This window comes from Bradyrhizobium sp. USDA 336, from assembly GCF_044908355.1.
Classification (GTDB): Bacteria; Pseudomonadota; Alphaproteobacteria; order Rhizobiales; family Xanthobacteraceae; genus Bradyrhizobium; species Bradyrhizobium yuanmingense.
In genome coordinates this window covers 3,746,858-3,772,947 of the sequence record NZ_JBIYDC010000002.1, presented here as the reverse complement: position 1 = coordinate 3,772,947, position 26,090 = coordinate 3,746,858, and the positions used below count along the sequence as shown (strand labels likewise).

Genomic DNA, 26,090 nt, shown 5'->3' with positions numbered 1-26,090 from the left:
GGACGGGTGATTATACTGGCAAGATGGTCCGAGAGCGTCGCCATCCCGAACAACGTCCGTCACCGGAGGCCCTGCTGGAAGCGGCGCGCCGGGAGGAGGGTGCGAGCGGCAGGCTGAAGATCTTCGTCGGCGCCGCTCCCGGCGTCGGCAAGACCTACGAGATGCTGCAAAGCGCCCAGGCCAAGCGCAAGGCCGGCATCGATGTCGTGGTCGGCTTCGTCGAGACCCATGGCCGCGCCGAGACCGAGGCGCTGGTGCGCGGCCTCGAAGTGGTCCCGCGCAAGCGGCTGGACTACCGCGGCCAGATCGTCGAAGAGATGGACCTCGACGCGGTGATCGCGCGGCGGCCGCAGATCGCGCTGGTCGACGAGCTCGCCCACACCAATGCGTCCGGAAGCCGCCATCCCAAGCGCTATCTCGACGTGGAGGAGCTGCTCTCGCACGGCATCGACGTCTATACCGCCGTCAACATCCAGCACATCGAGAGCCTGAACGATGTCGTTGCCCAGATCACCCATGTCCGGGTGCGCGAGACCGTACCGGATTCGGTGTTCGACCGAGCCGACGCGATCGAGCTGATCGACCTCACGCCAGACGACCTGATCCAGCGCCTGAAGGAGGGCAAGGTCTATGTGCCCAAGCAGGCCGAGCGGGCGCTGGAGCATTATTTCTCGCCGGGCAATCTCACGGCGCTGCGCGAGCTCGCACTGCGGCGCACCGCCGAGCGCGTCGACGAGCAGCTGCTCAACCACATGCAGGCGAATGCGATTCCGGGGCCCTGGGCGGCGGGCGAGCGCATCCTGGTCTGCGTCAGCGAGGACCCGCGCGCGGCCGGCCTCGTGCGCTACACCAAACGATTGGCCGACCGGCTGCATGCGCCGTTCACCGCGATTTCGATCGAGACGCGGCGATCGCTGCAATTGTCCGACGAGGAGCGGGATCGGCTGGCCGACACGCTGCGGCTTGCGGAATCGCTCGGCGGCGAGGCGCTGACCATTCCCGCCGTCGGCCGCCGTATCGCTGATGATCTCATCGGTTTCGCGCACGGCAACAACGTCACCCAGATCGTGATCGGCAAGTCGACGCGCTCGCGCTGGTTCGAGATGACGCGCGGCTCGGTCGTGCACGATCTGGTGCGCCGCGCGGGCAATATCAGCGTTCACGTCATCCCCGGGAACGAGCTTTCCGAAGAGGCCGCGCCCAAGATGGCGGTGCAGACCGCCGCACGATCCGAGCCGTTCGATTCCTTGCCTTTTCTCAAGGCGCTTGGGATCGTGCTTGTGGGTCTCGGCGCTGCCAAGCTGATCCAGCCCTATTTCGGCATCGAGAACGTCGATCTCGTGCTGCTGACCTCGGTCGTCGCGGTTGCCGTGCGCTACGGCCTGTGGCCCTCGCTGCTGGCCACGGTGGCGGCCTCGCTCTGCTACAATTTCTTCTTCATCCCGCCGATCTACACCTTCACGATCACCGACCCGACCAATGTCGCCGCTTTCGTGCTGTTCATGGTGGTGGCGATGATCGTCTCCAATGTCGCGGCGCGCGTGCGCATCCAGGCCGACACCGCGATCGGCCGGATCAGGATGACCGAGCAACTCTATGCCTTCAGCCGCAAGCTGGCCGGCACGGCCACGCTCGACGACGTCTTGTGGGCGAGTGCCTACCAGACCGCATTGATGCTGAAGGTCCGCGTGGTGCTGCTGTTGCCGGATGAAGGCCTGCTGACGGTGAAATCAGGCTATCCACCCGAAGACGAGCTCGACCAGGCCGATCTTGCCGCCGCCAATTGGGCCTGGAGCAACGATCGCCCGGCCGGCCGCGGCTCGGACACGTTGCCGGGCGCAAAACGGCTGTTTTTGCCGATGCGCACCGGCCGAGGGCCGATCGGTGTGATCGGCATCGACAACGATCGCACCGGCCCGCTGCTGACGCCGGACCAGCGGCGGCTGCTCGATGCGCTGGTCGACCAGGGCGCGCTCGCGATCGAGCGTGTGCTGCTGGTCGAGGACATGGACCGCGTCAAGCGCACCGTCGAATCTGAGCGGCTGCGCTCGGCGCTGCTCACCTCGATCTCGCACGATTTGAAGACGCCGCTCGCCTCGGTGTTAGGGGCGGCCTCCACCATGCGCGATCTCGCCGGCGCGCTCTCGGACACCGAGAAGCGCGATTTGCTCGCCACCGTGATCGACGAATCCGAGCGGCTCAACCGCTTCATCGCCAATCTGCTGGACATGACCAAGCTCGAATCCGGCGCCATCGTGCCCAACACAGCGCTGCACGATCTCAGCGAGATCGTCGGCAGCGCGCTCCGGCGCGCCAGCAAGATCCTCAGCCGCCACAAGGTCGAGCTGGTGCTGGCCGCCGAGCTGCCGATGCTCCAGCTCGACGCCGTGCTGTTCGAGCAGGTGCTGTTCAACCTGCTTGACAACGCCGCGAAATACGCGCCCCCCGAAACCACGATCTCGATCCGCGGCCGGCGCGACAGCGCTCATGTCGTGCTCGAGGTCGCCGACGAGGGCGCCGGCATTCCACCGGACGAGCTCGAGAGCGTGTTCGACAAGTTCTATCGCGTGCAGAAGGGCGATCACGTCCGTCCCGGCACCGGGCTCGGGCTTGCCATCTCCCGCGGCTTCGTCGAGGCGATGCGCGGCACGATCTCCGCCGCCAATCGCAGCGAGCGGAGCGGCGCGGTCCTCACCATTCGCCTGCCGGTTCCGGCAGAGAGCCACGCATTGGATACCGCCGCATGAGCGCTGCTCCGATCAAGGTCCTGGTCATCGACGACGAGCCGCCGATCCGCAAATTGCTGCGGATGGGGCTGACGACCCAGGGCTACGAAATCCTGGAAGCGCCGAACGGCAAGACGGCGCTGCAGAAACTTGGCGAGGAGCCGGCGCTGATCATCCTCGATCTCGGCCTGCCCGACGTTCAAGGCCATGAGCTGCTCCGCACCATCCGCGCCCGCAACGACGGCGTGCCGATCGTGGTGCTGTCGAGCCGCGGCGACGAAGCCGGCAAGGTCCAGGCGCTCGATCTCGGCGCCGACGATTATCTCACCAAGCCGTTCGGCATGGAGGAGCTGCTGGCGCGCCTGCGCGCCGCGCTGCGCCACCAGCTTCAGGTCAAGGGCGAGCGCCCGGTGTTCCGCACCGGCGATCTCTCGGTCGATCTCGTTCGCCGCATCGTCAAGGCCGGGGATCGCGAGGTGAAGCTCTCGCCGAAGGAATACGACCTGTTGCGGGTGCTGGTGCAGCACGCCGGCAAGGTGCTCACCCACCGCTTCCTGCTGAAGGAGCTGTGGGACGAATTGACCGACGCGCAATATCTGCGCGTCTATGTCCGCCAGCTTCGCCAGAAGATCGAAGCCGATCCGGAACGGCCGCAATACGTGCTGACGGAGACCGGGATCGGGTATCGGCTCAAGGCGGGGGAATAGACCCCGGCTGTCATTCCGGGACGCGCCCGTTGGCGCGGGCCCGGAATCCATTTCTCTGCCCGTCGCGCTTGGCACGATGGATTCCGGGCTCGATGCTTCGCATCGCCCCGGAATGACGAACTAACCCGCCTTCCTGTGCCTTGCCGTCGACCGGTGCGCCTTCTTCGCGCTGCGGTGCCGTCCGGTCGCGCGGCGCGCATGGGACTTCGCCGCCGTCTTCTTCCCGCCGCGTCCCTTCAGGCTCTGCTTCAGTGCGTCCATCAGGCTGACGACGTTGCTCGGCCGCTCCTCGGGCTCGGGCAGCTCGATCTTCTTGCCGCTGGCCTTGCGCTTCACCAGGGCCTTCAGCGCGTCCTCGTATTCGTCCTTGAACTTGCTGGGATCGAAATGCGCCGCCTTGGTCTGCAGGATGTGACCGGCGAGCTCGACCATGTCCTTGGTGATCTTCGGGCTCTTGATGTCGTCGAAGAACTGGTCCTCCTCGCGCAGCTCGTAAGGGAAACGCAGCGTGGTGCCGAGCAGGCCCTTGCCGCGCGGCTCGATCGCCATGACGTGCTCGCGATTGGTCAGAACGATCTTGGCGAGCGCCACGCGCTCCTGGTCCTTCATCGCGTCGCGGATCACCGCGAACGCATCGACCGCCGCCTTGCCGTCGGGCGCGATGTAATAGGGATGGTTGAGATAGCGCTGGTCGATCTCCTCGCGTGGCACGAAGCTCTCGATATCGATGGTGTGATTGCTCTCGATCTGGACCGCCTCGAGCTCCTCCGGCTCGATCTCGACATACTTGCCCTTGCGCACTTCGTAGCCGCGGCCCTTCTGCTCGCTCTCGACGACGTCGCCGGTCTCGGAATCGATCATCTGCTGCTTGAGCCGGTTCCCGGTCTCGCGGTTGATCAGGTGAAATCGCGTCTTCTCGGCCGCGGTGGTCGCCGGATAAAGCACGACCGGGCAACTGACCAGCGACAGCTTCAACGTTCCCTTCCAATAGGCGCGCGGGGCCATTCCATTCTCCAGCGTTTTCAAGGCGTTTTGGAACCCCAACCGCCCCATGGGGTTTTGGTTCCGGGCGGGACTTTCGCCGTGATAGGCTTCAAGTGCCGAACGAGAAGCGGGACCGGACGTGCTGCAGAAACTCTCCACCTACCGACAGAAGCGGGACTTCGAGAAAACGCCGGAGCCATCGGGCAAGACCGCCGTGGCGCCATCGAAACAGCGGCGCTTCGTCATCCAGAAGCATGATGCGACCCGGCTGCACTACGACCTCCGGCTCGAATTCGACGGCGTGTTCAAGTCCTGGGCGGTGACGAAGGGGCCTTCGCTCGATCCCCACGACAAGCGGCTTGCAGTCGAAGTCGAGGACCATCCGCTCGATTACGGCGATTTCGAAGGCACGATCCCCGAAGGCCAGTACGGCGGCGGCACCGTGATGTTGTGGGACCGCGGCACCTGGGAATCGGACGATCCGGAAGCCGGCTTCAAGAAAGGCGATCTGAAGTTCACGCTCCACGGAGACAAGCTGCAGGGAAGCTGGGTGCTGGTGCGGATGCGAAACCGTGGCGGCGAGAAGCGGACCAACTGGCTCTTGATCAAGCATCGTGACGAGTATGTCCGCGAAGGCGCGGACAACGATATTCTCGAGCAGGACAAGTCCGTCGCCTCGGGCCGGGCGATGGAACAGATCGCGGAGGGAAAGGGCCGCGCGCCGAAGCCGTTCATGCTGGCGAAGGGGACCAAGGGCAAGGCCGACGCGGTCTGGCAGTCCAATCGTGCCGAGGAGACCAAAGGGCGGACGGTGAAGCCGGCGCCGCGCACCGCGTTGAAAGCCGGCAAAGCGGCGAAGAAAACTGCCACGACCGCGGCGAGGGCCAAGACGGTGTCAGAGATGCCGGATTTCGTTGCGCCGCAGCTCTGCACGCTGGTCGAGCGGCCGCCCGGAGACGAGGGCTGGTGCCACGAGATCAAGTTCGACGGCTATCGCGTCCAGCTCCGGGTCGAGGACGGCGAGGCGACGCTGAAGACGCGCAAGGGCCTCGACTGGACCAGCAAATTCGCCTCCATCGCCGAGGAAGCCGCCGCGCTGCCGGACGTGATGATCGACGGCGAGATCGTCGCGCTCGACCACAACGGTGCGCCGAACTTCTCCTCGCTGCAAGCTGCGCTGTCCGATGGCAAGACCGACGACCTGATCTTCTTCGCCTTCGATCTGCTCTTCGCGGAAGGGCAGGACTACCGTCGGCTGCCGCTTGGGGAGCGCAAGGCGCAGCTCAAGAAGCTGCTGGAATCGCGCAAGCGGAAATCGAGCCAGCTCCGCTATGTCGAGCATTTCGAGAGCGGCGGCGATGCCGTGCTGCAATCGGCCTGCAAGCTCGAGCTCGAAGGCGTGGTGTCGAAGAAGCTGAATGCGCCGTATCGTTCGGGGCGCACCGAGAGCTGGGTCAAGTCGAAATGCCGCGCCGGCCACGAGGTGGTGATCGGCGGCTACAAGACCACCAACGGCAAATTCCGCTCTCTGATGGCCGGCGTGCAGCGCGGCGATCATCTCGCCTTCGTCGGCATGGTCGGCACCGGCTTTGGCGCTGACAAGGTCAAGCGCATCATGCCGGCGCTGAAGGCGATTGAGAGCAAGGAAAGCCCGTTCGGCGGCAAGAATGCGCCGAAGAAGACGCGGGACGTGCACTGGCTGAAGCCGGAGCTCGTCGCCGAGATCGAATTCGCGGGCTTCACGGCCGACGGCAATATTCGCCAGGCGGCGTTCAAGGGCCTGCGGCAGGACAAGCCGGCCAAGGAGGTCGAGGCGGAGACGCCCGTCGACACCGAGCTCGCCGAGCCCAAAACCAGGAAGCCAGCGCGCGCGAAGGCGAGCGGGCGAGTGAAGCAGACCGCTCAAAATGCCGAGGTCATGGGCGTCGTCATCTCCAAGCCGGACAAGCCGCTCTGGCCGGATGACGGCGATGGTGGCGCCGTCACCAAGCTGGACCTTGCCCGCTACCTCGAAGCCGTCGGCGAATGGATGATCGTGCATCTCAAGGGCCGGCCGTGCTCGCTGATCCGCGCGCCTGATGGCATCAAGGGCGAATGCTTCTTCCAGCGCCATGCGATGCAGGGCACGTCGAACCTTCTTGAGCTTGCGCGGGTCTCCGGCGACCGCAAGCCGTATCTTCAGATCGACCGGATCGAAGGGCTCGCCGCGGTGGCGCAGATCGGCGGCGTCGAGCTGCATCCCTGGAACTGCGCGCCCTATGCCTATGACACCCCGGGCCGCCTGGTGTTCGATCTCGACCCCGCCCCCGACGTGGACTTTCCCGAGGTGGTCGAGGCGGCGAAGGAGATGCGGCAGCGGCTCGCCGATATCGGCATGGACAGCTTCTGCAAGACCACCGGCGGCAAGGGCCTTCACGTCGTGGTGCCGCTGCTCCATGGCGCGCGCGACAAGGTGAGCTGGAAGGAAGCCAAGGCCTTTGCGCAAGGCGTCTGCCAGTGGATGGCGGACGACGATCCCGAACGCTATCTGCTCAACATGTCGAAGAAGCTGCGCAAGGGAAAGATCTTCCTGGATTATCTGCGCAACGACCGCATGTCGACGGCGGTGGCTCCGCTGTCGCCGCGAGCGCGCGCCGGCGCAACCGTGTCGATGCCGGTCACCTGGGCGCAGGTGAAGAGCGACCTCGATCCCAAGCGCTATACGCTGCGCACCGTGCCGGCCCTGCTGGCGCGATCGAAAGCGTGGGAGGGTTACGACGATGCCGCCGTGTCGATCAAGGCCGCGATCAAGAAGCTGGCGGGGAAGGTGAAGTAGGTCTGCCGCTGTTGCGGCGAAGGCGGGTGTCGTAGGGTGGGCAAAGCGGAGCGTGCCCACCACCTTGTTTCGTTCGAGCGAAGTGGTGGGCTTGGCGTGTTGCGCCTTAGCCCACCCTACGGAGCCAGTACTAGATCCTTCCCATCAGGATCAGGATCAGCAGAATGACGATGACAAGCCCGAGGCCGCCGCCGCCGTAATAGCCGGTGCCATAGAACGGCCCGCCGCCGATGCCGCTGAAGCCGCCGAGCAGGGCGATGATCAAGATGATCAGAATGATCGTGCCGATTGACATACGAATCTCCTCCAGCCCTTCGTAAGAAGGGTCATTGCAAACCTGTCCCGTTGTGCGGGAGCAACTTGCCGTAGGTTGTAAAGTTCCGGCCTTGAAACACAGCCGGAGGATCAACTTGCATGGAACCTTTGTTGGTCGACCCGGCATGATTATGTGACGTCAGTCAGAAGAGGCAGGACCATGTCAGCACCGCTCGTCGTCTCGATTCCGCATCGTCTCGGCCGCGAGGAAGCGGTGCGCCGGCTCAAAACCGGGCTCGGCCGCGCCGCAGCGAGTATTCCGGTGATGCAGGTCGAGGAGGAACGCTGGAGCGGCGACACTCTGGCCTTCCGCATCCGCGCGCTCGGCCAAGTCGCGACGGGGCAGATCGATGTCGGCGACGATCAGGTCCGGGTCGAGGTGGTGCTGCCTTGGCTGCTGCAGCGCTTCGCCGAGATGGCGCAGGCCACGATCAGGAAGCGCGGCCAATTGCTGCTGACCAAAGACGGGGAGAAGTAACTTCAGGCGCGCACGCGTTGCCGCGGCGCCCTGACGGCATTCGCCGTTCGGGCCGCGATGACCAAGGCAGGACAGTCACGGAAGGCCTGCGCGAGCGGCAAGTCGTTGCCGGCAAGGCCGGGCACGGCATAGCCCGTGATGTCGATGGTGGCGTCCATAGCTTCGGGTGCGGGCCATTCCCGGCCCGCTTGGCTGAAAGGCGCGAAATGACGCCCGACAACGACGATCGCGGCGGCGCGGCCATGACGACGCGCGAAGGCGATGACATGGTCGGCATGGGCGCCCCGTACCTCAAGCGGCTGATAGTCGCCCTGCGCGAAGACGTCGGCCAGCTCGTTGCGCAGCTTGAGCAGATGCCGCGTCCAGGCTAGCTTGAGCTTGCCGTCCGGCCAGCTCTTGATCAGGCCGCTCCAGTCCGGGGCTTCCAGTGATGGCAGCGCCGCGTGGCGCGCGGCGAAGTCCACCGGGCGGCGGTTGTCGGGATCGACCAGAGACAGGTCCCAGAATTCGGTGCCTTGATAGAAGTCCGGCACGCCCGGCAGCGTCGCCTTGAGCGTGAGCTGGCTCAGCGAGTTCAGCGTGCCGAGCAGCGAGACGCGGCGCGCCAGCGTCTGCAAGGCCTGAAGGAATTCCGCGGACTGGTCGGAGTCGAGGATCTTCGCGATGAAGTCGCGGATGCCGTTCTCATAGGCTTCATGCGGGTTGAGCCAACTCGTCTCCTCCTTGCCCTCGCGCGCGGCCTTGAGAGCATAGGCCTGGATGCGCTCGACGAAGGCGGCATCGGCCGGCACTTGAAGCGGCCAAGCGCCGAGCAGGGTCTGGTAGAGCATGTATTCGAATGTTGCCGACGGCGCGCGGAAATTGCCGTGCAGCGTGAGGTGCGGCGCGTTCAGCACCTTCCAGCGCGCCACCGCGCTGGTCCATTCACCGGGAATCTCGCTGAGCGATGCGATGCGCGTGCGCGCATCCTCGCCACGCTTGGTGTCGTGGGTGGCGGTTGCGGTCATGCCTTGCGGCCATTCCCTGGCGCGGCCCTGCATGGCCTGGTGGAAGGCGGGAATGCTGAGGCCGGTGCTGGCGGGGTCGCCGCCGACCTCGTTCAGCGCCAGCAGCCGGTGGAATTGATAGAACGCGGTGTCCTCCAGCGACTTTGCCATCATCGGGCCGGTGAATTGCTGCACCTTCAGCGCGAAGCGGCGCACGCGCGGGGCGCTGTGCGGCGGACGGCCCGGCTTGAGCAGGTCCATGGTCAAGGCATCGCGCAGGAAGTCGAAAATGCCTTCGTCGGCGGCGAACCAGTCGCGGCGGGCGCGCGCAATGGTGTCGTCGATCAGCTTGCGGTCCGCTGCGGTCGGGCCACTATGCGTCAGGTAGGTGCGATAGACCGGGAAATGCAGCACATAGAGTTCGAGCGCCTGCCGCAGGCTGTCGGCCGAGAAGTCGCGCGTCGAATAATGGCCGTTGGCGATGCGCGCAAGCAGGCGCGTCAGCACGGTGAACTCGCTGGTGAGCAGCGTCTCCAGCACGCGCCGCTTGGCGTCCTTGACGTAAGGCACAAGCCGCGGCGGCCGGTTGCTGATCTGCCGCCAGGTCTCGTCCAGCGCCTCCAGCCCCCTGGGATCGACCAGCACGTGGGTGATGACATTCATCCACTCGTAGCCGGTGGTGCCCTGGACGCCGGCGAAATGCGGCAGGCGTTCGTGCTCGCACAGGATCTTCTCGATCACGGTGTAGAAGGGCTTTGCGTTGCCCTGCGCGTCGCGCACCAGCCGGCGCAGCCGCTGGCAATATTGGGCGGGGTCGCGCAGGCCGTCGATGTGATCGAGCCGGATTCCCTGCAATTTGCCGTCGGCGATGAGCTGCTTCACCAGCCGGTGCGTGGCGGCAAACGTGCTCGCGTCCTCGACGCGCAGGCCGGCGAGGCCGTTGACGTCGAAGAAGCGGCGATAGTTGATGTCGCTGGAAGCAAGCCGCCAGTGCCCGAGCTTGTAGTGCTGGCGCTCCAGGAGGTGATGCAGCGTCAGCGTTTGTGCCGGGCGGTCCTTGCCGGCGCGATAGGCGGCAAGGCCGCGCTTGATGACCTCAGCGGCACCTGCGATCTCCTTGAGCTCGGACTTGAAGCCGGGAGCTTCCTTGCGATTGGGGCGCCGCAACCCTGTGTAGCGGGTCGCGAGCGACAGCAGGCGCTTGCCGGGCTCCATTTCCGCCGCGTCCGCCTCCTTGACGACGATCCGCAGCATCTCGCCATAGCGCTCCGGCGCGATGGGTAAGCGGTGCTCGAAATACCACGCCGCGAAGCTTCCTTCTTCGGGGTCGTAGCGCAGCTCGATGTCGCCGCGCTCCAGCGCCTCGCCGTAGGACGCGCCGAGGATCGGCAGCAGCACGCCGCCCGCGGGCGCGGTAGGCCAGCTGGTCCCAGTCAATGTCGAAGGACGCCGCGTGCGGCGAGGCCTGGCCCCATTCCAGCACGTCGAGCCACCAGGGATTGTCGGCAAAATGCACGCCGACATGGTTGGGGACGAAATCGATGATGAGCCCGAGATCGTGCTGCTGAAGCGCCTGGCTCAGCCGCGTAAAGCCGGCCTCGCCGCCGAGCTCGGGATTGAACTGGCCGTGATCGACCGTGTCGTAGCCATGGGTCGAGCCTTTGCGGGCCTTCATCACCGGCGAGGCGTAGAGATGCGTGATGCCCAGCGCCTTGAGATAAGGAACGACCGCGGCGGCCTTGTCGAAATCGAAATCCGCGGTGAGCTGGAGCCGGTAGGTCGCGAGCGGAATGGCGGGAGGCATTCTAACCTCCGAGGCGCCAAACCACCGACCAGGGCGTGAGCCGCTCGCCGGTTCCGCCGCCCCAGATCGGCGTGCCCGCGCTGACGCTGGAGGTGATCTCGTGATCCGACAGGTTGGCGGCAAGACGCAACGTGGTGCCGTCGCCCATGCGCCAATGTGCGGTGACGAGGCCCTTGTCGGCCGCCTCGGCATCACCGAAGCTTGCGCCCTTCAGCCGCGGCACGATCTGCTTGCGACGAACGCCGAGCAACTCCCGCACCAGCGCGAGCCGCGCTTCCTGTTGCGGCGTGCGGCCGGTCCAGTCGAGCACGGCCGATTGCAGCGTTGCCGGATCGAGCGGATCGGGCACCTCCTCACCGTATTTCTCGTAAGCCCAGGCATATTCGCGCTTGCGTCCCTTGCGTACGGCATCGGCGAGTTCGCCCTGGAAATCGCAGAAGAACGGGAAGGGCACCGTCGAGCCCCATTCCTCGCCCTGAAACAGCATCGGCACCATCGGCGCGAGCAGGGTGACCGCGAGCGCGGCCTCGATCTGCTGTGGCGATGCCAGGCTTTCCAGCCGCTCGCCCAGCGGGCGATTGCCGATCTGGTCGTGGTTTTGCAGGAAATTGACGAAGGTCGCCGGCGGCAGCTGGCCGCTCGGCTCGCCGCGCGGCTTCTTGCCCCAGAATTCCGAGATCTCGCCCTGATAGACGAAGCCGGAGGCGAGCGCGCGTGCCAGATCCATGCGCGGCGTCTGGTAATCGCCATAGTAACCGGCATGCTCACCGGTCAGCATCACGTGCCAGACGTGATGATAATCGTCGTTCCACTGCCCGCGATATTTGCCGTTCGGCGGGTCCTGCGCAGCGTCGAGCAGGCTGGCGCGGTTGTCGCCGTTCTCCAGCACGAGATGGATGTGGCGTCCCGTGGCCTTGGCAAGCTCGCCGGCGGCAACGCTGAGGTCCTGCAGCATGGACTGCTCGCCCGGGACAGCCATGATGTGGTTGGCGGCGTCCAGCCTGAGGCCGTCGAAGCGGTAGTCACCGAGCCAGGACAGCGCGTTCTCAACGGCGAAGGCTCGCACCTGCGGCACGCGATAATCGATCGCGCTGCCCCACGGCGTGTGCGCATCGGTGAAGAAGGTCGGCGCGTAACGGCCGAGGTAGTTTCCTTCCGGACCGAAATGATTGTAGACGACGTCGAGGAACACCATCAGCCCGCGCAGATGCGCCTCGTCGATCAGCGTCTTCAGGTCTTCGGGCCGGCCATAGGCGCTGTCCGGCGCATACCACAGCACGCCGTCATAGCCCCAGCCGCGGCGTCCTGCGAAATCGGCGAGCGGCATCAATTCCAGCGCATTGATGCCGGTCGCGGCGAGGTGATCGAGCTTGTCGATCATGGCGCGATAGCTGCCTTCGGAAGTGAAGGTGCCTACATGGGTCTCGACCAGCACCGTCTCTTCCCAGGGACGGCCCCGCCAATCGCGCGCGCGCCAGACGAAGGCATCGTGATCGATGACCTCGCTCGGGCCGAACACGTCGTCGGGCTGGAAGGCCGAAGCGGGATCCGGCACGTCGATGTCGTCGTCGATCCTGAACTTGTACTTGCTGCTAGATGACAAGCCGGCGATCTCGGCGACGAACCAGCCATCCTGCCGGCGCTGCATCGCGTGCCTGCGATCGAGCAGGAGGTCGACGCGGCGCGCGGCCGGCGCCCACAGCCGGAACGACACGCCGTCCTTCGTCGGCCTCGCCCCGAAGGATGGCCTCATAGCGCGCCTGCGAAGGCGAGCACGGAGCGCGGCGGCGCCTTGCTGTCGCTCCCCGGCAGGAAGTCGATCGTATTCAGCTTGGCATCGGTCGTGTTCAGCAGCTGCTGCCAGCTCTTGTATTCGGTCATTTTGGGCAATTTGAATGCGATCTCTTCGGGAGCGGCGTTCAGTACGATAAAGATCGCAGCTCCACCCGGTTCCATCGGGCCCATCACATAGGAGAGAAACCGCCCATCCGGGAATGTCCAGTCGCTCTCCGTCATCTCGTTGCCGGCGGGAGTCAGCCACAATGCGCCGTAGGAGACGCCGTCCTTGGGCCGGCCGTCGAGCCAGCGATGGCTGCGCAGCTGTGAGAAACGGCGGCGGATGTCGGCGAGCTGGGCGACGAAGTCGATCATGTCGTCGCCGTCCTTGCCGAGATTGTCCCAGCCGACCCAGCCGACCTCGTTGTCCTGGCAATAGGCGTTGTTGTTGCCGGATTGCGAGTTGCCGACCTCGTCGCCGGCGAGGATCAGCGGAACGCCCTGGGCCAGCATCAGGCACGCCAGCACGTTCTTGCGCAACTGGCGGCGCAGGCTGATGATCTTTGGATCGTCCGTCGGGCCCTCGACGCCGCAATTGTTGCTGTGATTGTCGTTGGAGCCGTCGCGATTGTCCTCGCCGTTGGCCTCGTTGTGCTTCTCGTTGTAGCTGAAGAGGTCGGCGAGCGTGAAGCCGTCGTGGACGGTGATGTGGTTGATGCTGGCGCGCGGCCGCCGTCCGTCGTGGTTGAACAGGTCGGAGGACGCGGTCATGCGGCTGGAAATGTCGCCGATCAGGCTGCCTTCACCGCTCCAGTAGCGGCGCATGGCGCTGCGGTAGCGGTCGTTCCATTCCGACCATTGCGAGGGAAAGGCGCCGACCTGATAGCCGCCGAGGCCGAGATCCCACGGCTCGGCGACGAGCTTGACCGAAGCCAGCACCGGGTCCTGCCGTACCGCGGTCAGGAACGAGCTGCCGCGATCGAAGCCGTTCGGCCCGCGCGCCAGCGTGGTGGCGAGATCGAAACGGAAGCCGTCGACATGGCAGACCTCGACCCAGTAGCGCAGGGAATCCATCACCATCTGCAGCACGCGCGGATGGGTGAGGTTCACCGACGAGCCGCAGCCGGTGAAGTCGTCGTAATAGCGCGGGTTCTCGCGGTTCAGCCAATAATAGGAGGCGTTGTCGATGCCGCGATAGCACAGCGTCGGACCGAGATGATTTCCCTCGGCGGTGTGGTTGTAGACGACGTCGAGCATCACCTCGATCCCGGCGTCGTGCAGCCGCGCCACCGTGGTGCGGAAGGAATCGAGCGCGTTGTCCTGCGCGTAGCGCGGCTCGGGCGCAAAGAAGGACAGCGTGTTGTAACCCCAGTAATTGGCGAGCTTCTTTTCCACCAGGATGCGGTCGTCGACGAAGCTGTGGACCGGCAGCAGCTCGACCGTGGTGACGCCGAGCTTCTTCAGGTGCTCGATCATCGCGGGCGATGACAAGCCGCCATAGGTGCCGCGCAAATTCGGCGGCACGTCCTCGCGCTTCTGCGTCAGGCCCTTGACGTGGGCCTCGTAGATGATCGTGTCTTCCCAGGGAATATTCGGCCGGATCTCGCGGCGGCCCCAGTTGAAGGTCTCGTCGACCACGACGGCCTTGGGCATGCCGCGCGCATTGTCGCGCCGGTCGAACGACAGGTCCTCGCGCGGGCTTCCGGTGCGGTAGGCGAAATGCGCATCGCTCCAGACCAGGCGCCCGGCAAGCCGCTTGGCGTAGGGGTCGAGCAGCAGCTTGTTGGCGTTGAAGCGATGGCCGTGCTCGGGCTCGTAGGGGCCGTGCACGCGATAGCCGTAAAGCTGGCCCGGCGAGACGTCGTTGAGATAGCCGTGCCAGACATCCTCGGTCTTCTCCGGCAGCTCGATGCGCTCAAGCTCGCGGCGGCCTTGCGTGTCGAACAGGCAGAGCTCCACCTTCTGCGCGTTGGCGGAGAACAGCGCGAAATTGGTGCCGCGTCCGTCCCAGCTTGCGCCGAGCCGTGCGGGCGATCCGGCAGTCAGGCGCATCGATCAGCCTTCCGGAACGAGGAAGATCGCAGCCAGCGGCGGAATGGTGAGGCGCAGCTCGCCGCCCTCGGCATGGACTTCGCCGACATTACCGACATTGCTGCCGCCGTAATGGGCGGAATCGGAGTTGAGAACTTCCTTCCACTTGCCGCCGAAGGGCACGCGAACGCGATAGTTCTGGTAGACGTTGGGCGAGAAGTTGACGATGACGAGACACCGCGCGTGCTCGTCGAATCCCTTGCGCAGCCAGGCGAAGACATTGCGGTTGGCATCATCGGTGATCAGCCATTCGAAGCCGGCCTGCTCGCAATCCATCTGGTGCAGCGCCGGAACCGCGCGATAGAGCCGGTTGAGGTCGCGGATCAAGGCCTGGACGCCGGAATGGACCTTGTATTCGAGCAGGTGCCAGTCGAGCGAATGGTCGTGATTCCATTCGCGGCTCTGCGCGATCTCGGCGCCCATGAACAGGAGCTTCTTGCCGGGATGACCGAACATGAAGCTGTAATAAGCGCGCAAATTGGCAAAGCGCTGCCACTCGTCGCCGGGCATGCGGCCGAGGATCGAGCGCTTGCCGTGCACGACCTCGTCATGCGACAGCGGCAGGATGAAATTCTCCGAGAACGCATAGTGCAGGCCGAACAGGATCTCGCCGTGGTGATGCTTGCGGTGGATCGGATCCTTGCTGATGTAGTTCAGCGTGTCGTGCATCCAGCCCATGTTCCACTTGTAGCCGAAGCCGAGCCCGCCGAACTCGACCGGCCGCGAGACTTGGGGCCAGGCGGTGGACTCTTCCGCGGCAGTCGTCGCCTGCGGGAAGCGTGCAAACACTTCCGTGTTGAAGCGGCGCAGGAAGTTGATCGCCTCGATGTTCTCCCGCCCGCCATATTGGTTCGGGATCCAGGCGTCGGGCGGCCGGCTGTAGTCGAGATAGAGCATGGAGGCGACCGCATCGACGCGCAGGCCGTCGATGGCGTAACGCTCCATCCAGAACAGCGCGTTCGACACCAGGAAGTTCGTCACTTCGGTGCGGCCGTAATTGTAGATCAGCGTGCCCCAGTCGAGATGGCGGCCCTGGAGCGGGTTGGCGTGCTCGTAGAGCGCGGTGCCGTCGAAATGGCCGAGCCCGTGGGGATCGTCGGGGAAGTGGCCCGGCACCCAGTCGAGCAGCACGCCGATGCCTTCGCGGTGGCAGGCATCGATCAGCGCGGCAAAATCCTCGGGGCCGCCGAAACGGCTGGTCGGCGCATAGAGGCCGGTCGGCTGATAGCCCCAGGAGCCATCGAACGGATGCTCGTTCACGGGCAGGAATTCGAGATGGGTGAAGCCCATGTCGCGGGCATAGGCCGGCAGCTGCTCGGCCAGCTCGCGATAGGTCAGCCATTCATTGTTGTCCTTGCGCCGCCACGAGCCGAGATGGACCTCGTAGATCGACATCGGCGCCGACAATGCGTTGATGCCTTCGGGCGCCGGGCGCGGCCGCGGCAGGCGCGCCTCGTCAAATACGATCGAGGCCGTCTTCGGCCGCAGCTCGCTGGCAAATGCCATCGGATCGGATTTCAGCGGCAGCAGATGACCATGCGGTCCGACGATTTCGAACTTGTAGTGATCGCCGGCCTTCGCATGCGGGATGAACAATTCCCAATAACCGCTGCCGCGCACCCGCATCGGATGGCGCCGCCCGTCCCAGAAGTTGAAGTCGCCGACCACGGAGACGCGCCGCGCGTTCGGCGCCAGCACGACGAAGCCGATGCCGTCGACCCCCTCGAGCCGCATCGGATGCGCGCCGAGCTTGTCGTAGAGGCGCTGATGGGTGCCTTCGCCGAGCAAATAGAGGTCGAAATCGGTCAGGATCGGCGGAAAACGGTAGGCATCCTCGAACTCGACCACGTCGTTGCCGAACTTCGCGCGCAGCTGGTAGTGCTTCGAGCCGTTGGGCAGGGCGCCGATGAACAGGCCGGAATCGTGGACGCGATCGAGCGGCGCGACCTCGCCGTGGTCGCCGACCGCCTCGACATTGGTGGCCTCGGGCAGAAACGCGCGGACAACGCTCTTTCCGCCCTCGGGATGCAGCCCGAGATAGTGGAAGGGGTCGGAGTGGCGGCCTTCGATGATCGCGTAGGCTTCGGCAGGCAGTTTAGGCATGGGCTTCGCTCTCGGCACTTGACAGAATGCGAAGCAGTCCGGTCAGCGGCGCATGAAGTCCCTCAGGCCGGCGGGACAGCTCGTACTCTACGTCGTGGAACGCTCGATCCAGCAGGAAAAATCTCAACAGGCCTTCCGCGCAGGACCGATCGTCCGGCCACAGCCTCCGATCGGTCATGGCTTCGCGGTAGGCGGAAAGGAAGGTCGCGGTGGCGCGCTCGCGCCATTCGGCGAGGGCGGCCGCGAGCCGGTCCTGCTCGTCGGAAGCGCCCGTGAGCGCGCGGCTCAGCGCCACGTTCACAGAAAGGTCGATGGAATGGATCAGGCCGGCGACGTCGCGCGCGGCCGGCGCCTTGCGGCGCTTGTTGGCCAGCGGCACACGCGGATCGCCGTCGAAGTCGATGATGAAGATATCGTCCTTCACGATCAGAGTTTGCCCGAGCCGGAAGTCGCCATGATGACGGATGTTCAACCCGCCGATCTCGGATGGCAAGAGCGCATTGAGTTGGTCGAACAGGTCGGCGCGTGCGGCGATGAGCCGGTCGATCAGGGGCCGGTCCGTCTCCCGCAGCCCGTCGCGGCTGTCGGCAAGCAGCTCGAGAATCCGCTCGGCCCGTGCCTTGAGGTCGGAGAGCGCAGCCTTGATCTGGGCGGAGTCGATCGGCTCCGGGGCGAGATCGGCGGGCTCTGCCGCGGCGAGAGCGACATGCAGCTCGGCGAGCCGCCGGCCGATCTGCGCGATGAAATGCAGATAGGGCGCCTGCTCCTGGGTCTCGCGCGGCATCTCATCGGCCGGCGCCACGCGCTGCTCGTCGATATAGCGGTCGAGATATCCGGTCGTCACGGTCCAGCCGTCGCCCTGGTTCTCGACATAGGCATGCAGCACGCCGAGCGCGCTGCGCTGGTTGCCGTCGACCAGCTCGACGCTGCCGAGCAGCGCCGGCGTGTTGGCAAAGCGGGCGACCTCGGTGAGATAGTAGCCGATCTCGATCTCGGGGCTGATGCCGCTTTCCAGCCGCCGATAGATCTTGGCAACGTACTTGTTGTCGACCAGCGCGGTGCTGTTCGACTGTTCGATGGCGCGGATGCGTTCGGGCTCCTTGATGGTGTAGTCAGCGAAACGGCTGGTCGCCTTGAACTCGAGCCGCAGATTGTTCTCGTCCACGACCAGGTTTTGCGACAGCCCTCGCAAGAACAGACCGATGAAGATCTGCTCGGTCGCGACGTCGAGGAGCGTGCCTTCGCGTGCGCCCTGGCGGACGGCGGCGAGCGCCTTCGGGTTGAAGCGCTCGCGGTCGAAGCGTACCCATTCGATCTGCATCGGCATCACGTAGCGCGTCGTGACGTCGTTCCGCGTGGTCTCGAAGAACGCGATCCAGGGTCTGTTGTCGCCGATGTCGCTGAACGGTACCGCGGAGGTCAGCGTGGTCCGGATGTGCTTGGGATTGTTCTCGGGATACCAGCGCGTCCGCGACAGGAAGCCCGGCAGCACGTCGCGCTCGAACACGCCGCGCTCGCGGGCGAGCGAGACCCAGTTCGAGTTCACCGGCACGACCAGCGTCTCGAATTCAGGCACCGCGCGCGGCACCACCGGCTCGGATTTGTCGCGCTCCAGAAGCTGGAACCAGTAGAAGCCGTAGGGCCCCAGCGTGATCATGTAGGGCAATTCGCCGATCGCGGGAAAGCGCGTGCGCCCGAGCATCTCCTGCGGGATGCGGTCCTTCCACGGCGACAGGTCGAGCTCGGTCGCCTGCGCGGCGCGCGACAGATTGGCGACGCAGAGGATCACCTCGTCCCGGTATTGCCGGACATAGGCCAGCACGGCCCGGTTGGCCGGGCGGATGAAGGTCATGGTGCCGCGGCCGAAGGCGAGCGTCGACTTGCGTACCGAGATCAGCCGCTTGGTGGCGCTGAGCAGCGAGGACAGGCTGCGCGACTGCGCCTCCACGTTCACGGATTCATAGCCGTAAACGGGATCCATGATCAGCGGCGCGTAGAGGCGGGCGGGGTCGCAGCGCGAGAAGCCGCCGTTGCGGTCCGGGCTCCATTGCATCGGCGTGCGCACGCCGTTGCGGTCGCCGAGATAAATATTGTCGCCCATCCCGATCTCGTCGCCGTAATAGATGATCGGCGTGCCCGGGAAGGAGAGCAGCAGCGAGTTCATCAGCTCGATCTTGCGCCGGTCGTTGTCCATCAGCGGCGCAAGGCGCCGGCGGATGCCGACATTGATGCGCGCGCGGGGATCGTTGGCGTAGGTGGTCCAGAGATAGTCGCGCTCGACGTCCGTGACCATCTCCAACGTCAGCTCGTCGTGATTGCGCAGGAACAGCGCCCATTGGCAGCTTGCCGGAATGTCGGGCGTCTGGCGCAGGATGTCGGTGATCGGGAAGCGGTCCTCCTGCGCGATCGCCATGTAGATGCGCGGCATCAAGGGGAAATGGTAGGCCATGTGGCACTCGTCGCCACGGCCGAAATATTCCTGCACGTCCTCCGGCCATTGATTGGCCTCGGCCAGCAGCAGCTTGCCCTTGGAATACGCGTCCAGCTCCTGGCGCAGGCGCTTTATGATCGCATGGGTCTCGGGCAGGTTCTCGTTCGAGGTGCCCTCGCGCTCGCACAGATAGGGAATGGCATCTAACCGGAAGCCGTCGACGCCGGCATCGAGCCAGCGCTTCATCACCTGGATGATGGCGCTGACCACGCGCGGATTGTCGAAATTGAGGTCGGGCTGGTGCGAGAAGAAGCGGTGCCAGTAGAACGCGCCGGCCTCCGGATCCCAAGTCCAGTTCGACTTCTCCGTGTCGGTGAAGATGATGCGTGTGCCCTGATATTTCTGGTCGGTGTCGCTCCAGACATACCAGTTGCGCGCGCTCGAGCCCGGATGGCTGCGCCGCGCGCGCTTGAACCATTTGTGCTGGTCCGAGGTGTGGTTGACGACGAGCTCGGTGATGACGCGCAGGCCGCGCTTCTGCGCTTCCTGAATGAAGCGCTTGAAATCCTTCATCGTCCCGAAATCGGGATTGACCGCGCCGTAATCGGCGATGTCGTAGCCGTCGTCGCGGCCGGGCGAGGGATAGAACGGCAGCAGCCACAGCGCGGTGACGCCGAGCTCCTGCAGATAGGGCAGCCGCTCGGTCAGCCCGGCGAAGTCGCCGATGCCGTCATTGTTGCTGTCGGCGAAGGCTTTGACGTGGAGCTGGTAGATGATGGCGTCCTTGTACCAGAGCTCATCTACGACCTCGGCAGCCTCAGCCTTCTTGGTATCGACGGAAGACAGAACATTCATGGCGTGACCCCTTACGCCAGGCAGCGGAACAGAAGTGCCGGATCGCGGTCGGGATCGATACGCAACTTGATGCCGCCCCATTCGATGCGTGACTGTTCGCCGGTGAGGAGGTTTTCGAGTGTCGTCACATGGTGACGCCGCCCGCCGGCGTCAACGGTGAGACCGCCGAGCGGCAGCCAGCATTCTCGCTCACGGCGCGACAGCGCGATCACGACGACGACAATGTTGGCCGGATCGGCCGCCTCCTTGGCGAAGGCGATCGTCTCGCCGTCCTCGATGGCGAGGAAGCGCAAATTCGCGGTTTGCTGGAGCGCCGCGTTCTCGTTGCGGATGCGGTTGAGCGCGGCGATGTAAGGTTTGATGTTGCCCGACCTGTCCCAGTCGCGCTGCCTGATCTGGTACTTCTCGGAATCCAGATATTCTTCGCGTCCGGGAATGGCGTCGTGCTCCAGCAGCTCGAATCCGCTGTAGATGCCGTAATTGCCTGAGAGCATTGCCGCCAGTGCGATGCGCGACTTGAAGGCCCAGGCCTCTCCGCTCTGGAGGTGAAAGGGCAACAGGTCAGGCGTGTTGACGAACATGTTCGGACGGTAGAAATCGCGTTCGGGATAGCGCGTCATCTCGCCGAGATATTGCTCCAGCTCCCACTTTTCCGTGCGCCAGGGGAAATAGGTGAAGGACTGCGCGAAGCCGAGCTTGGCCAGGCCCTTCATCAGCTTCGGCCGTGCATAGGTCTTGGAGAACAGGATCACGTCGGGATGACGGCGGCTTATATCGCGGATCAGCCACTCCCAGAACGCGAGCGGCGCGGTGTCGTGATTGTCGATGGCAAAGATGGTCACGCCCTTGTCGATCCAGAACAGCATGGCATCGCGAAACGCATTCCACAGCCCGACGCGATCGACCGAATTGAAGTCGGGGATAACGATGTCGGAATAGGGGCCGTCCGCCGTCCGCACCGAACGGTCGGGCCGCCATTTGAACCATTCGGGATGCTGCGTCAGCCAGGGATGATCCGGCGAGCACTGCACCGCGAAGTCCAGCGCAAGCTCGAGCCCGTATTCGAGACAGGTGGCGACCAACGCGCGGAAGTCCTCGATCGTGCCGAGCTCCGGATGCAGCGCATCGTGGCCGCCCTCGGCTGAGCCGATCGCATAGGGCGAGCCCGGATCGCCTTCACGGGCCATCGGCGCATTGTTGCGGCCCTTGCGGCTGGTCTTGCCGATCGGGTGAATCGGCGTGAAGTAGAGCACGTCAAAGCCCATCGCGGCGATGTCGGGCACGCGCGCGATGCAATCGCGCAGCGTGCCATGCCGGCCCGGCAATGCGCTCTGGCTGCGCGGCATCATCTGATACCAGGTGCTGAAGCGCGCCTTGTCGCGGTCCGCGGTCAGCGGGAAGAATGGCGAACGCGTCAGGTCCGGCCGCGACTGGCTCTCGGCCATGGCTTCGCCGAGCTCGGTTGCGAGCAGCGAGGTGATGTCGCCGTTCTTCAAATAGTCCTCGCACTGCCTGATGATGATAGCTGCGGCGTCCTGCCGCGCGCCATGCGCCTTGGTCAAAAGCCCGGCGCCCTCGATCGCATCGAGGCTGACATCGGCCCCGGTGCGCCGCTTTCGCGCGGCGGCGTGCGACCATGTGGCGAACTCGTCGGTCCAGGCTTCGATCGCGTAGACATATTGGCCGGGCTCGGGGGGCGTGAACGCGCCGGACCAGCGGTCATTGCCGTGATGGGTCATCGGCTCGCTCCGCCATTCGCGCTCCTGCTCTCCTCGCCAGATCAGCGCGGCTGAGATCACGGCCTCACCATCGCGGTAGATGTCGGCCCAGATCTCAACCGGCTCGCCCGCGATCCGCTTCACGGCGAAACGGCCGCCGTCGATCGCGGGATAGACGTCCTCGATCAGGAAAGCGCTGCTGGCCGCGGCACTCTCGACAGTTTGAATTGTCTTGTTCACGGTGATGCCATTGACAAGAAAGCAGGAGCCCGTTTCCCTTGTCGGGAACCCACGCTTGGTACCATGATAGAAAGCCGCTTGTGTGTCATTGGTTCCCTTGGGAACGGCAAGCGCAGTTTGCGAGTTACCCCTGACTAACCTCTTCCGCGATCTCGTTATTCTCCATGCCCCTGGCCAATTAATGGCCTGCAAGCTGCGTGCCGAATGGATCTTTTAGCTCAAGCCCGGATCAAGGGCGTTCAATCCGAATTCATCGACGCCCTCGGCAAGCTGCGGGTCACCGCGCCCGAGGCCCTCAAATCCATCCTCGACGCCCTGCCGGAGAAGCGGGTCTATCGCTTCGTCAGCGGGCCGGTCGTGGTCCGTGCGCTCGGACGCCCGCGCACGGAATTGACGTCGGTTGGCGCGCCGCCGCTGCAATGGAAAATCGCCGGCAATGGCAATGTGATCGCGGCAGGCGAGACGCGGGAGCCCGTGATCGCCTGGCCCGCGGGCCTGGCGCTCGGGTATCACCGCCTGACGCTGACCGATGCCGAAGGTGTGAGCGAAGACGTGCCGATGATCGTGGCCCCCGAGCGCTGCTTCGGTGGCGATTTCGACCGCGGCTGGCTGCTCGCCGTGCAGCTCTACAGCGTCCGCTCCGACCGCAATTGGGGCATCGGCGATTTCACCGATCTCGCTGGTCTCGTCCGGCTCGCCAAGCAGCTCGGTGCCGACGGTGTCGGGCTCAATCCGCTGCATGTCCTGTTCGACGATCACCCAGCCGATTGCAGCCCCTATTCGCCGAACAGCCGGCTCTTCCTCAACCCGCTCTATATCGACGTCGAGGCTATCCCTGAATTCTCGGCCGACCTCGTGCCCGACGCGGCCGCGACGGCGGCCCGTCTGCGCGAGGGCGACCGCGTCCCTTATGCCGACATGGCGGCGCTGAAATGGCTGGGCCTGCGCGCCGCCTTTAACAGCTTCGTGACAAGCGCGAGCGCGGCGCGTCGCAAGGCGTTTGACGCCTTCCGTGCGGAGCGCGCGCCGCTGTTGTCCCGCTTTGCCTGTTTCGAGGTGCTGCGGCACCGTTTCACCGGCCCCTGGTGGGAATGGCCGGCGGAATGGCAGCAGCCGGACGAGGCGAAATGCGCCGAGCTGCGTAATGGCGCGGATAGGCGCGAGGTCGAGTTCGTCGAATTCGTGCAATGGACGGCCGATAGCCAGCTGCATGCAGCCAAGGCGCTCGCCGGCCAGCTCGGCATGCGGGTCGGGCTCTATCTCGACGTCGCCGTCGGCGTGCAGTCCAACGGCTTCGATGCCTGGAACGAGCAGACGGCGATCTCGCGTCATCTCGCGGTCGGCGCGCCGCCCGACGTGCTCAACACGATCGGCCAGGATTGGGGCCTTGCCGGCTTCAATGCCGGTGGGCTGGAAGCGCAATCCTTCGTCCCGTTCGCCGACATGCTCGCGGCCTCGATGCGCCATGCCGGCGCGATCAGGCTCGATCACGTGCTCGGTCTGAAACGGCTCTATCTCGTGCCGCGCGGCTTCAAGCCCGACAACGGCGCCTATGTGCAGATGCCGTTCGAGGCGCTATTGGCCGCCGTAGCGCGCGAGAGCGCAGCCCACAAATGCATCGTGATCGGCGAGGACCTCGGCACCGTGCCGGAAGGTTTCCGCGAGATGATGCAGGATTTCGGCATCTGGTCCTATCTCGTCATGATGTTCGAGCGCGACGATGCCGGCCATTTCCGCAATGTCGACCATTACCGGCCCAATGCGCTGGTGACGCTGAACACCCATGATCTGTCGACCTATGCCGGCTGGCGCTCCTTCAGCGATCTCAAGATGAAGCGCTCGCTCGGGCTCGATCCCGGCGAGAACGACCAGGCGCGATGGGATGCGCTCGGCGGGCTCGACGAGATCCTGCGCCAGAACGGCATCAGCGCCAACGATCTCTACTCTGTGCTGGCCTTCCTGTCGCGCACGCCCTCCCGGCTGCTCGCGGTGTCGATGGAGGATCTGCTCGGCGTGATCGACCAGCCCAACATTCCCGGCACGATCGACGAGCATCCGAACTGGCGCCAGCGCCTTCCGGTCGCGCTCGACAAGATCGCGTCCAAGATCGATCTCGCAGCTTTGAAGGCTGCGACGCGGGAACGTTCATTGCCCGGCGGGAATTGAACCGCCGGGACTTGCCAGGCGCGCACGACATTGGCTCAGAGGATCGAGGACTATGCGCTGATCGGCGATTGCGAGACCGCGGCGCTGGTCGGGCGCAACGGCTCGATCGACTGGCTGTGCTGGCCCGCCTTCGATTCCGACGCCTGCTTTGCCGCCATCCTCGGCACCCACAAGAATGGCCGCTGGCTGATCGCGCCGAGCGAGAACGCGACCCGCATTTCGCGGCGCTATGTCGGCCATACCCTCGTCCTCGAGACGCGCTTCGAGACGAAGAGCGGCACCGTCGCGCTGATCGATTTCATGCCGCTGCGCGGCAAGGCGTCGGACATCGTGCGGCTGGTCCGCGGCATCGGTGGCACCGTGAAGATGAGGATGGAGCTCGTCATCCGCTTCGGCTTCGGCGCGGATATTCCCTGGGTGCGGCGGATCGACCATTCCTTGATGGCCATCGCCGGCCAGGACATGACGGTGCTGCGCACGCCGGTCGAGACCCGCGGCGAGGATCTGACCACCGTCTCGGACTTCGAGGTGAAGGAAGGCGAGACCGTGCCATTCGTGCTGACTTACGGTCCCTCGCATCTCGACCCGCCTGCGCCGATCGATGCGGAGCTGGCGCTTCAGGAGACCGAAAAATTCTGGGAGGACTGGTGCGGCCATTGCACCCGTGACGGCGACTATCAGGAGCTGGTCCTGCGCTCGCTGATCACGCTGAAGGCGCTGACCTTCGCGCCGACCGGCGGCATCGTCGCGGCACCCACCACCTCCTTGCCGGAGAAGCTCGGAGGCAGCAGGAACTGGGACTATCGCTTCTGCTGGCTGCGCGATGCCACCTTCACGCTGCTGGCGCTGATGAACTCGGGCTACACCGAGGAAGCCCTGGCCTGGCACAATTGGCTGCTGCGCGCCGCGGCCGGCTCGCCCGCGAACATGCAGATCATGTACGGCATCTGGGGCCAGCGGCGCCTCCTGGAATGGGAGGCGGGCTGGCTCGACGGTTACGAGGGTGCGCAGCCGGTGCGCGTCGGCAATGCCGCCCACGCGCAGCTCCAGCTCGATGTCTACGGCGAGTTGATCGACGCCTTCCACCAGTCGCGCATGGCGAGGCTCAAGCTCGACGACGAGACGACCTGGGCGCTGGAATGCGCCGTGCTCAACCATCTTGCCGAAGTCTGGGATCGGCCCGACCACGGCATCTGGGAGCGGCGCGGCCAGCCCAAGCACTACGTGTTCTCCAAGGTGATGACCTGGGTCGCCTTCGACCGCGGCATCAAGAGCGCCGAGACCTTCGGCTTCAAGGCGCCGCTCCTGCACTGGCGCGCGCTACGCGATGCCATCCATCGCGATGTCTGCAACAGGGGATTCGATGCGGAGGAAAATGCGTTCGTCGAGTCCTACGGCTCGAAGATGCTCGACGCCAGCGTGCTGTTGCTGCCCGCCGTCGGCTTCCTGCCGGCGGACGACCCGCGCATCCGCGGCACCATCGCCGCGGCCGAAAAATGCCTGATGCGCGACGGTTTCGTGCTGCGGCACGACCCGCGCGAGCTGCCCCCGGACCAGCCGCCGCTCGAAGGCGCCTTCCTGGCCTGTACCCTATGGCTCGCCGATGCCTATGTGCTGTCGGGCGATCTCGACAAGGCGCAAGTTCTGCTTGACCGCGTAGTCGGCATCGCCAACGACGTCGGGCTACTGGCCGAAGAATACGATTCCGTGGCCCGCCGCCAGACCGGCAATTTCCCGCAGGCCCTGACCCACATCGCGCTGATCAACACGGCGCATAATCTGTCGGCGGCACGGCAAGGCAGCGAGAAGCCGGCGGTGCAGCGGTCGAAGTAGCAAGCGCCGTCAGGCGCTTTTGCCCCCACGAGCACGGTGCGCTCCCTCGCCCGCTTGCGGGA

At 65.1% G+C, this 26,090-nt stretch carries 13 protein-coding genes and 1 pseudogene; 6 read left to right on the top strand and 8 right to left on the bottom strand.

Features of this window, described 5'->3' with window-relative positions; genetic code table 11:
• Positions 1-23 precede the first annotated feature (23 nt).
• Positions 24-2,747 carry a DUF4118 domain-containing protein gene (locus ABIA45_RS18610; RefSeq protein ID WP_404653119.1) on the top strand — a complete coding sequence of 908 codons (2,724 nt, stop codon included), beginning with the start codon at positions 24-26 and terminating at the stop codon, positions 2,745-2,747.
• A complete protein-coding gene (locus ABIA45_RS18605; RefSeq protein WP_271542004.1) occupies positions 2,744-3,433 on the top strand; it encodes a response regulator in 690 nt (229 codons plus the stop codon). Before ABIA45_RS18610 ends, ABIA45_RS18605 begins: the two co-directional genes overlap by 4 nt.
• A gap of 120 nt (positions 3,434-3,553) precedes the next feature.
• Here ABIA45_RS18605 and ABIA45_RS18600 read toward each other — a convergent pair whose 3' ends face one another.
• Positions 3,554-4,438 (bottom strand): Ku protein, encoded by an 885-nt coding sequence (locus ABIA45_RS18600; protein ID WP_157281790.1) that lies wholly within the window; start codon positions 4,436-4,438, stop codon positions 3,554-3,556.
• Positions 4,439-4,556: 118 nt separating this feature from the next.
• On the opposite strand from ABIA45_RS18600, the gene ligD reads away from it, so the two are divergent.
• On the top strand, positions 4,557-7,232 hold the full coding sequence (ligD, locus tag ABIA45_RS18595; protein ID WP_404543196.1) for a DNA ligase D: 2,676 nt from the start codon (positions 4,557-4,559) through the stop codon (positions 7,230-7,232).
• A 130-nt stretch (positions 7,233-7,362) separates the two neighbouring features.
• Here ligD and ABIA45_RS18590 read toward each other — a convergent pair whose 3' ends face one another.
• Positions 7,363-7,527 (bottom strand): DUF3309 family protein, encoded by a 165-nt coding sequence (locus ABIA45_RS18590; RefSeq protein WP_009798696.1) that lies wholly within the window; start codon positions 7,525-7,527, stop codon positions 7,363-7,365.
• 180 nt (positions 7,528-7,707) lie between these two features.
• Here ABIA45_RS18590 and ABIA45_RS18585 point away from each other — a divergent pair, with 180 nt between their 5' ends.
• Positions 7,708-8,025: a polyhydroxyalkanoic acid system family protein gene (locus tag ABIA45_RS18585; RefSeq protein WP_157281788.1), complete on the top strand. Its 318-nt coding sequence runs from the start codon at positions 7,708-7,710 to the stop codon at positions 8,023-8,025.
• A gap of 2 nt (positions 8,026-8,027) precedes the next feature.
• Here ABIA45_RS18585 and treY read toward each other — a convergent pair.
• The 6 genes and pseudogenes from treY to ABIA45_RS18555 all read right to left on the bottom strand — a co-directional run bounded on the left by treY (position 8,028) and on the right by ABIA45_RS18555 (position 22,029).
• Positions 8,028-10,815, bottom strand: a pseudogene (treY, locus tag ABIA45_RS18580) (malto-oligosyltrehalose synthase).
• Between the two features lies 1 nt (position 10,816).
• Positions 10,817-12,568: a malto-oligosyltrehalose trehalohydrolase gene (treZ, locus tag ABIA45_RS18575; RefSeq protein ID WP_404653117.1), complete on the bottom strand. Its 1,752-nt coding sequence runs from the start codon at positions 12,566-12,568 to the stop codon at positions 10,817-10,819.
• Positions 12,565-14,643, bottom strand: coding sequence for a glycogen debranching protein GlgX (gene glgX / locus ABIA45_RS18570; RefSeq protein WP_404543190.1), 2,079 nt, complete (start codon positions 14,641-14,643; stop codon positions 12,565-12,567). The genes treZ and glgX overlap by 4 nt, the downstream gene beginning before the upstream one ends.
• A 3-nt stretch (positions 14,644-14,646) precedes the next feature.
• Positions 14,647-16,785 (bottom strand): 1,4-alpha-glucan branching protein GlgB, encoded by a 2,139-nt coding sequence (glgB, locus tag ABIA45_RS18565; RefSeq protein WP_404653115.1) that lies wholly within the window; start codon positions 16,783-16,785, stop codon positions 14,647-14,649.
• The gene (gene treS / locus ABIA45_RS18560; protein ID WP_404653113.1) at positions 16,778-20,071 is read right to left on the bottom strand and encodes a maltose alpha-D-glucosyltransferase; all 3,294 of its coding nucleotides are present in this window, start codon (positions 20,069-20,071) and stop codon (positions 16,778-16,780) included. The genes glgB and treS overlap by 8 nt, the downstream gene beginning before the upstream one ends.
• An 11-nt stretch (positions 20,072-20,082) precedes the next feature.
• Positions 20,083-22,029 (bottom strand): maltotransferase domain-containing protein, encoded by a 1,947-nt coding sequence (locus ABIA45_RS18555; RefSeq protein ID WP_404543187.1) that lies wholly within the window; start codon positions 22,027-22,029, stop codon positions 20,083-20,085.
• A 204-nt stretch (positions 22,030-22,233) separates the two neighbouring features.
• Here ABIA45_RS18555 and malQ point away from each other — a divergent pair, with 204 nt between their 5' ends.
• Both malQ and ABIA45_RS18545 read left to right on the top strand, forming a co-directional pair.
• Positions 22,234-24,195 carry a 4-alpha-glucanotransferase gene (malQ, locus tag ABIA45_RS18550; protein WP_404653111.1) on the top strand — a complete coding sequence of 654 codons (1,962 nt, stop codon included), beginning with the start codon at positions 22,234-22,236 and terminating at the stop codon, positions 24,193-24,195.
• Positions 24,196-24,225: 30 nt separating this feature from the next.
• Positions 24,226-26,028 (top strand): glycoside hydrolase family 15 protein, encoded by a 1,803-nt coding sequence (locus ABIA45_RS18545; RefSeq protein ID WP_404653109.1) that lies wholly within the window; start codon positions 24,226-24,228, stop codon positions 26,026-26,028.
• The last annotated feature ends 62 nt before the right edge of the window (positions 26,029-26,090 follow it).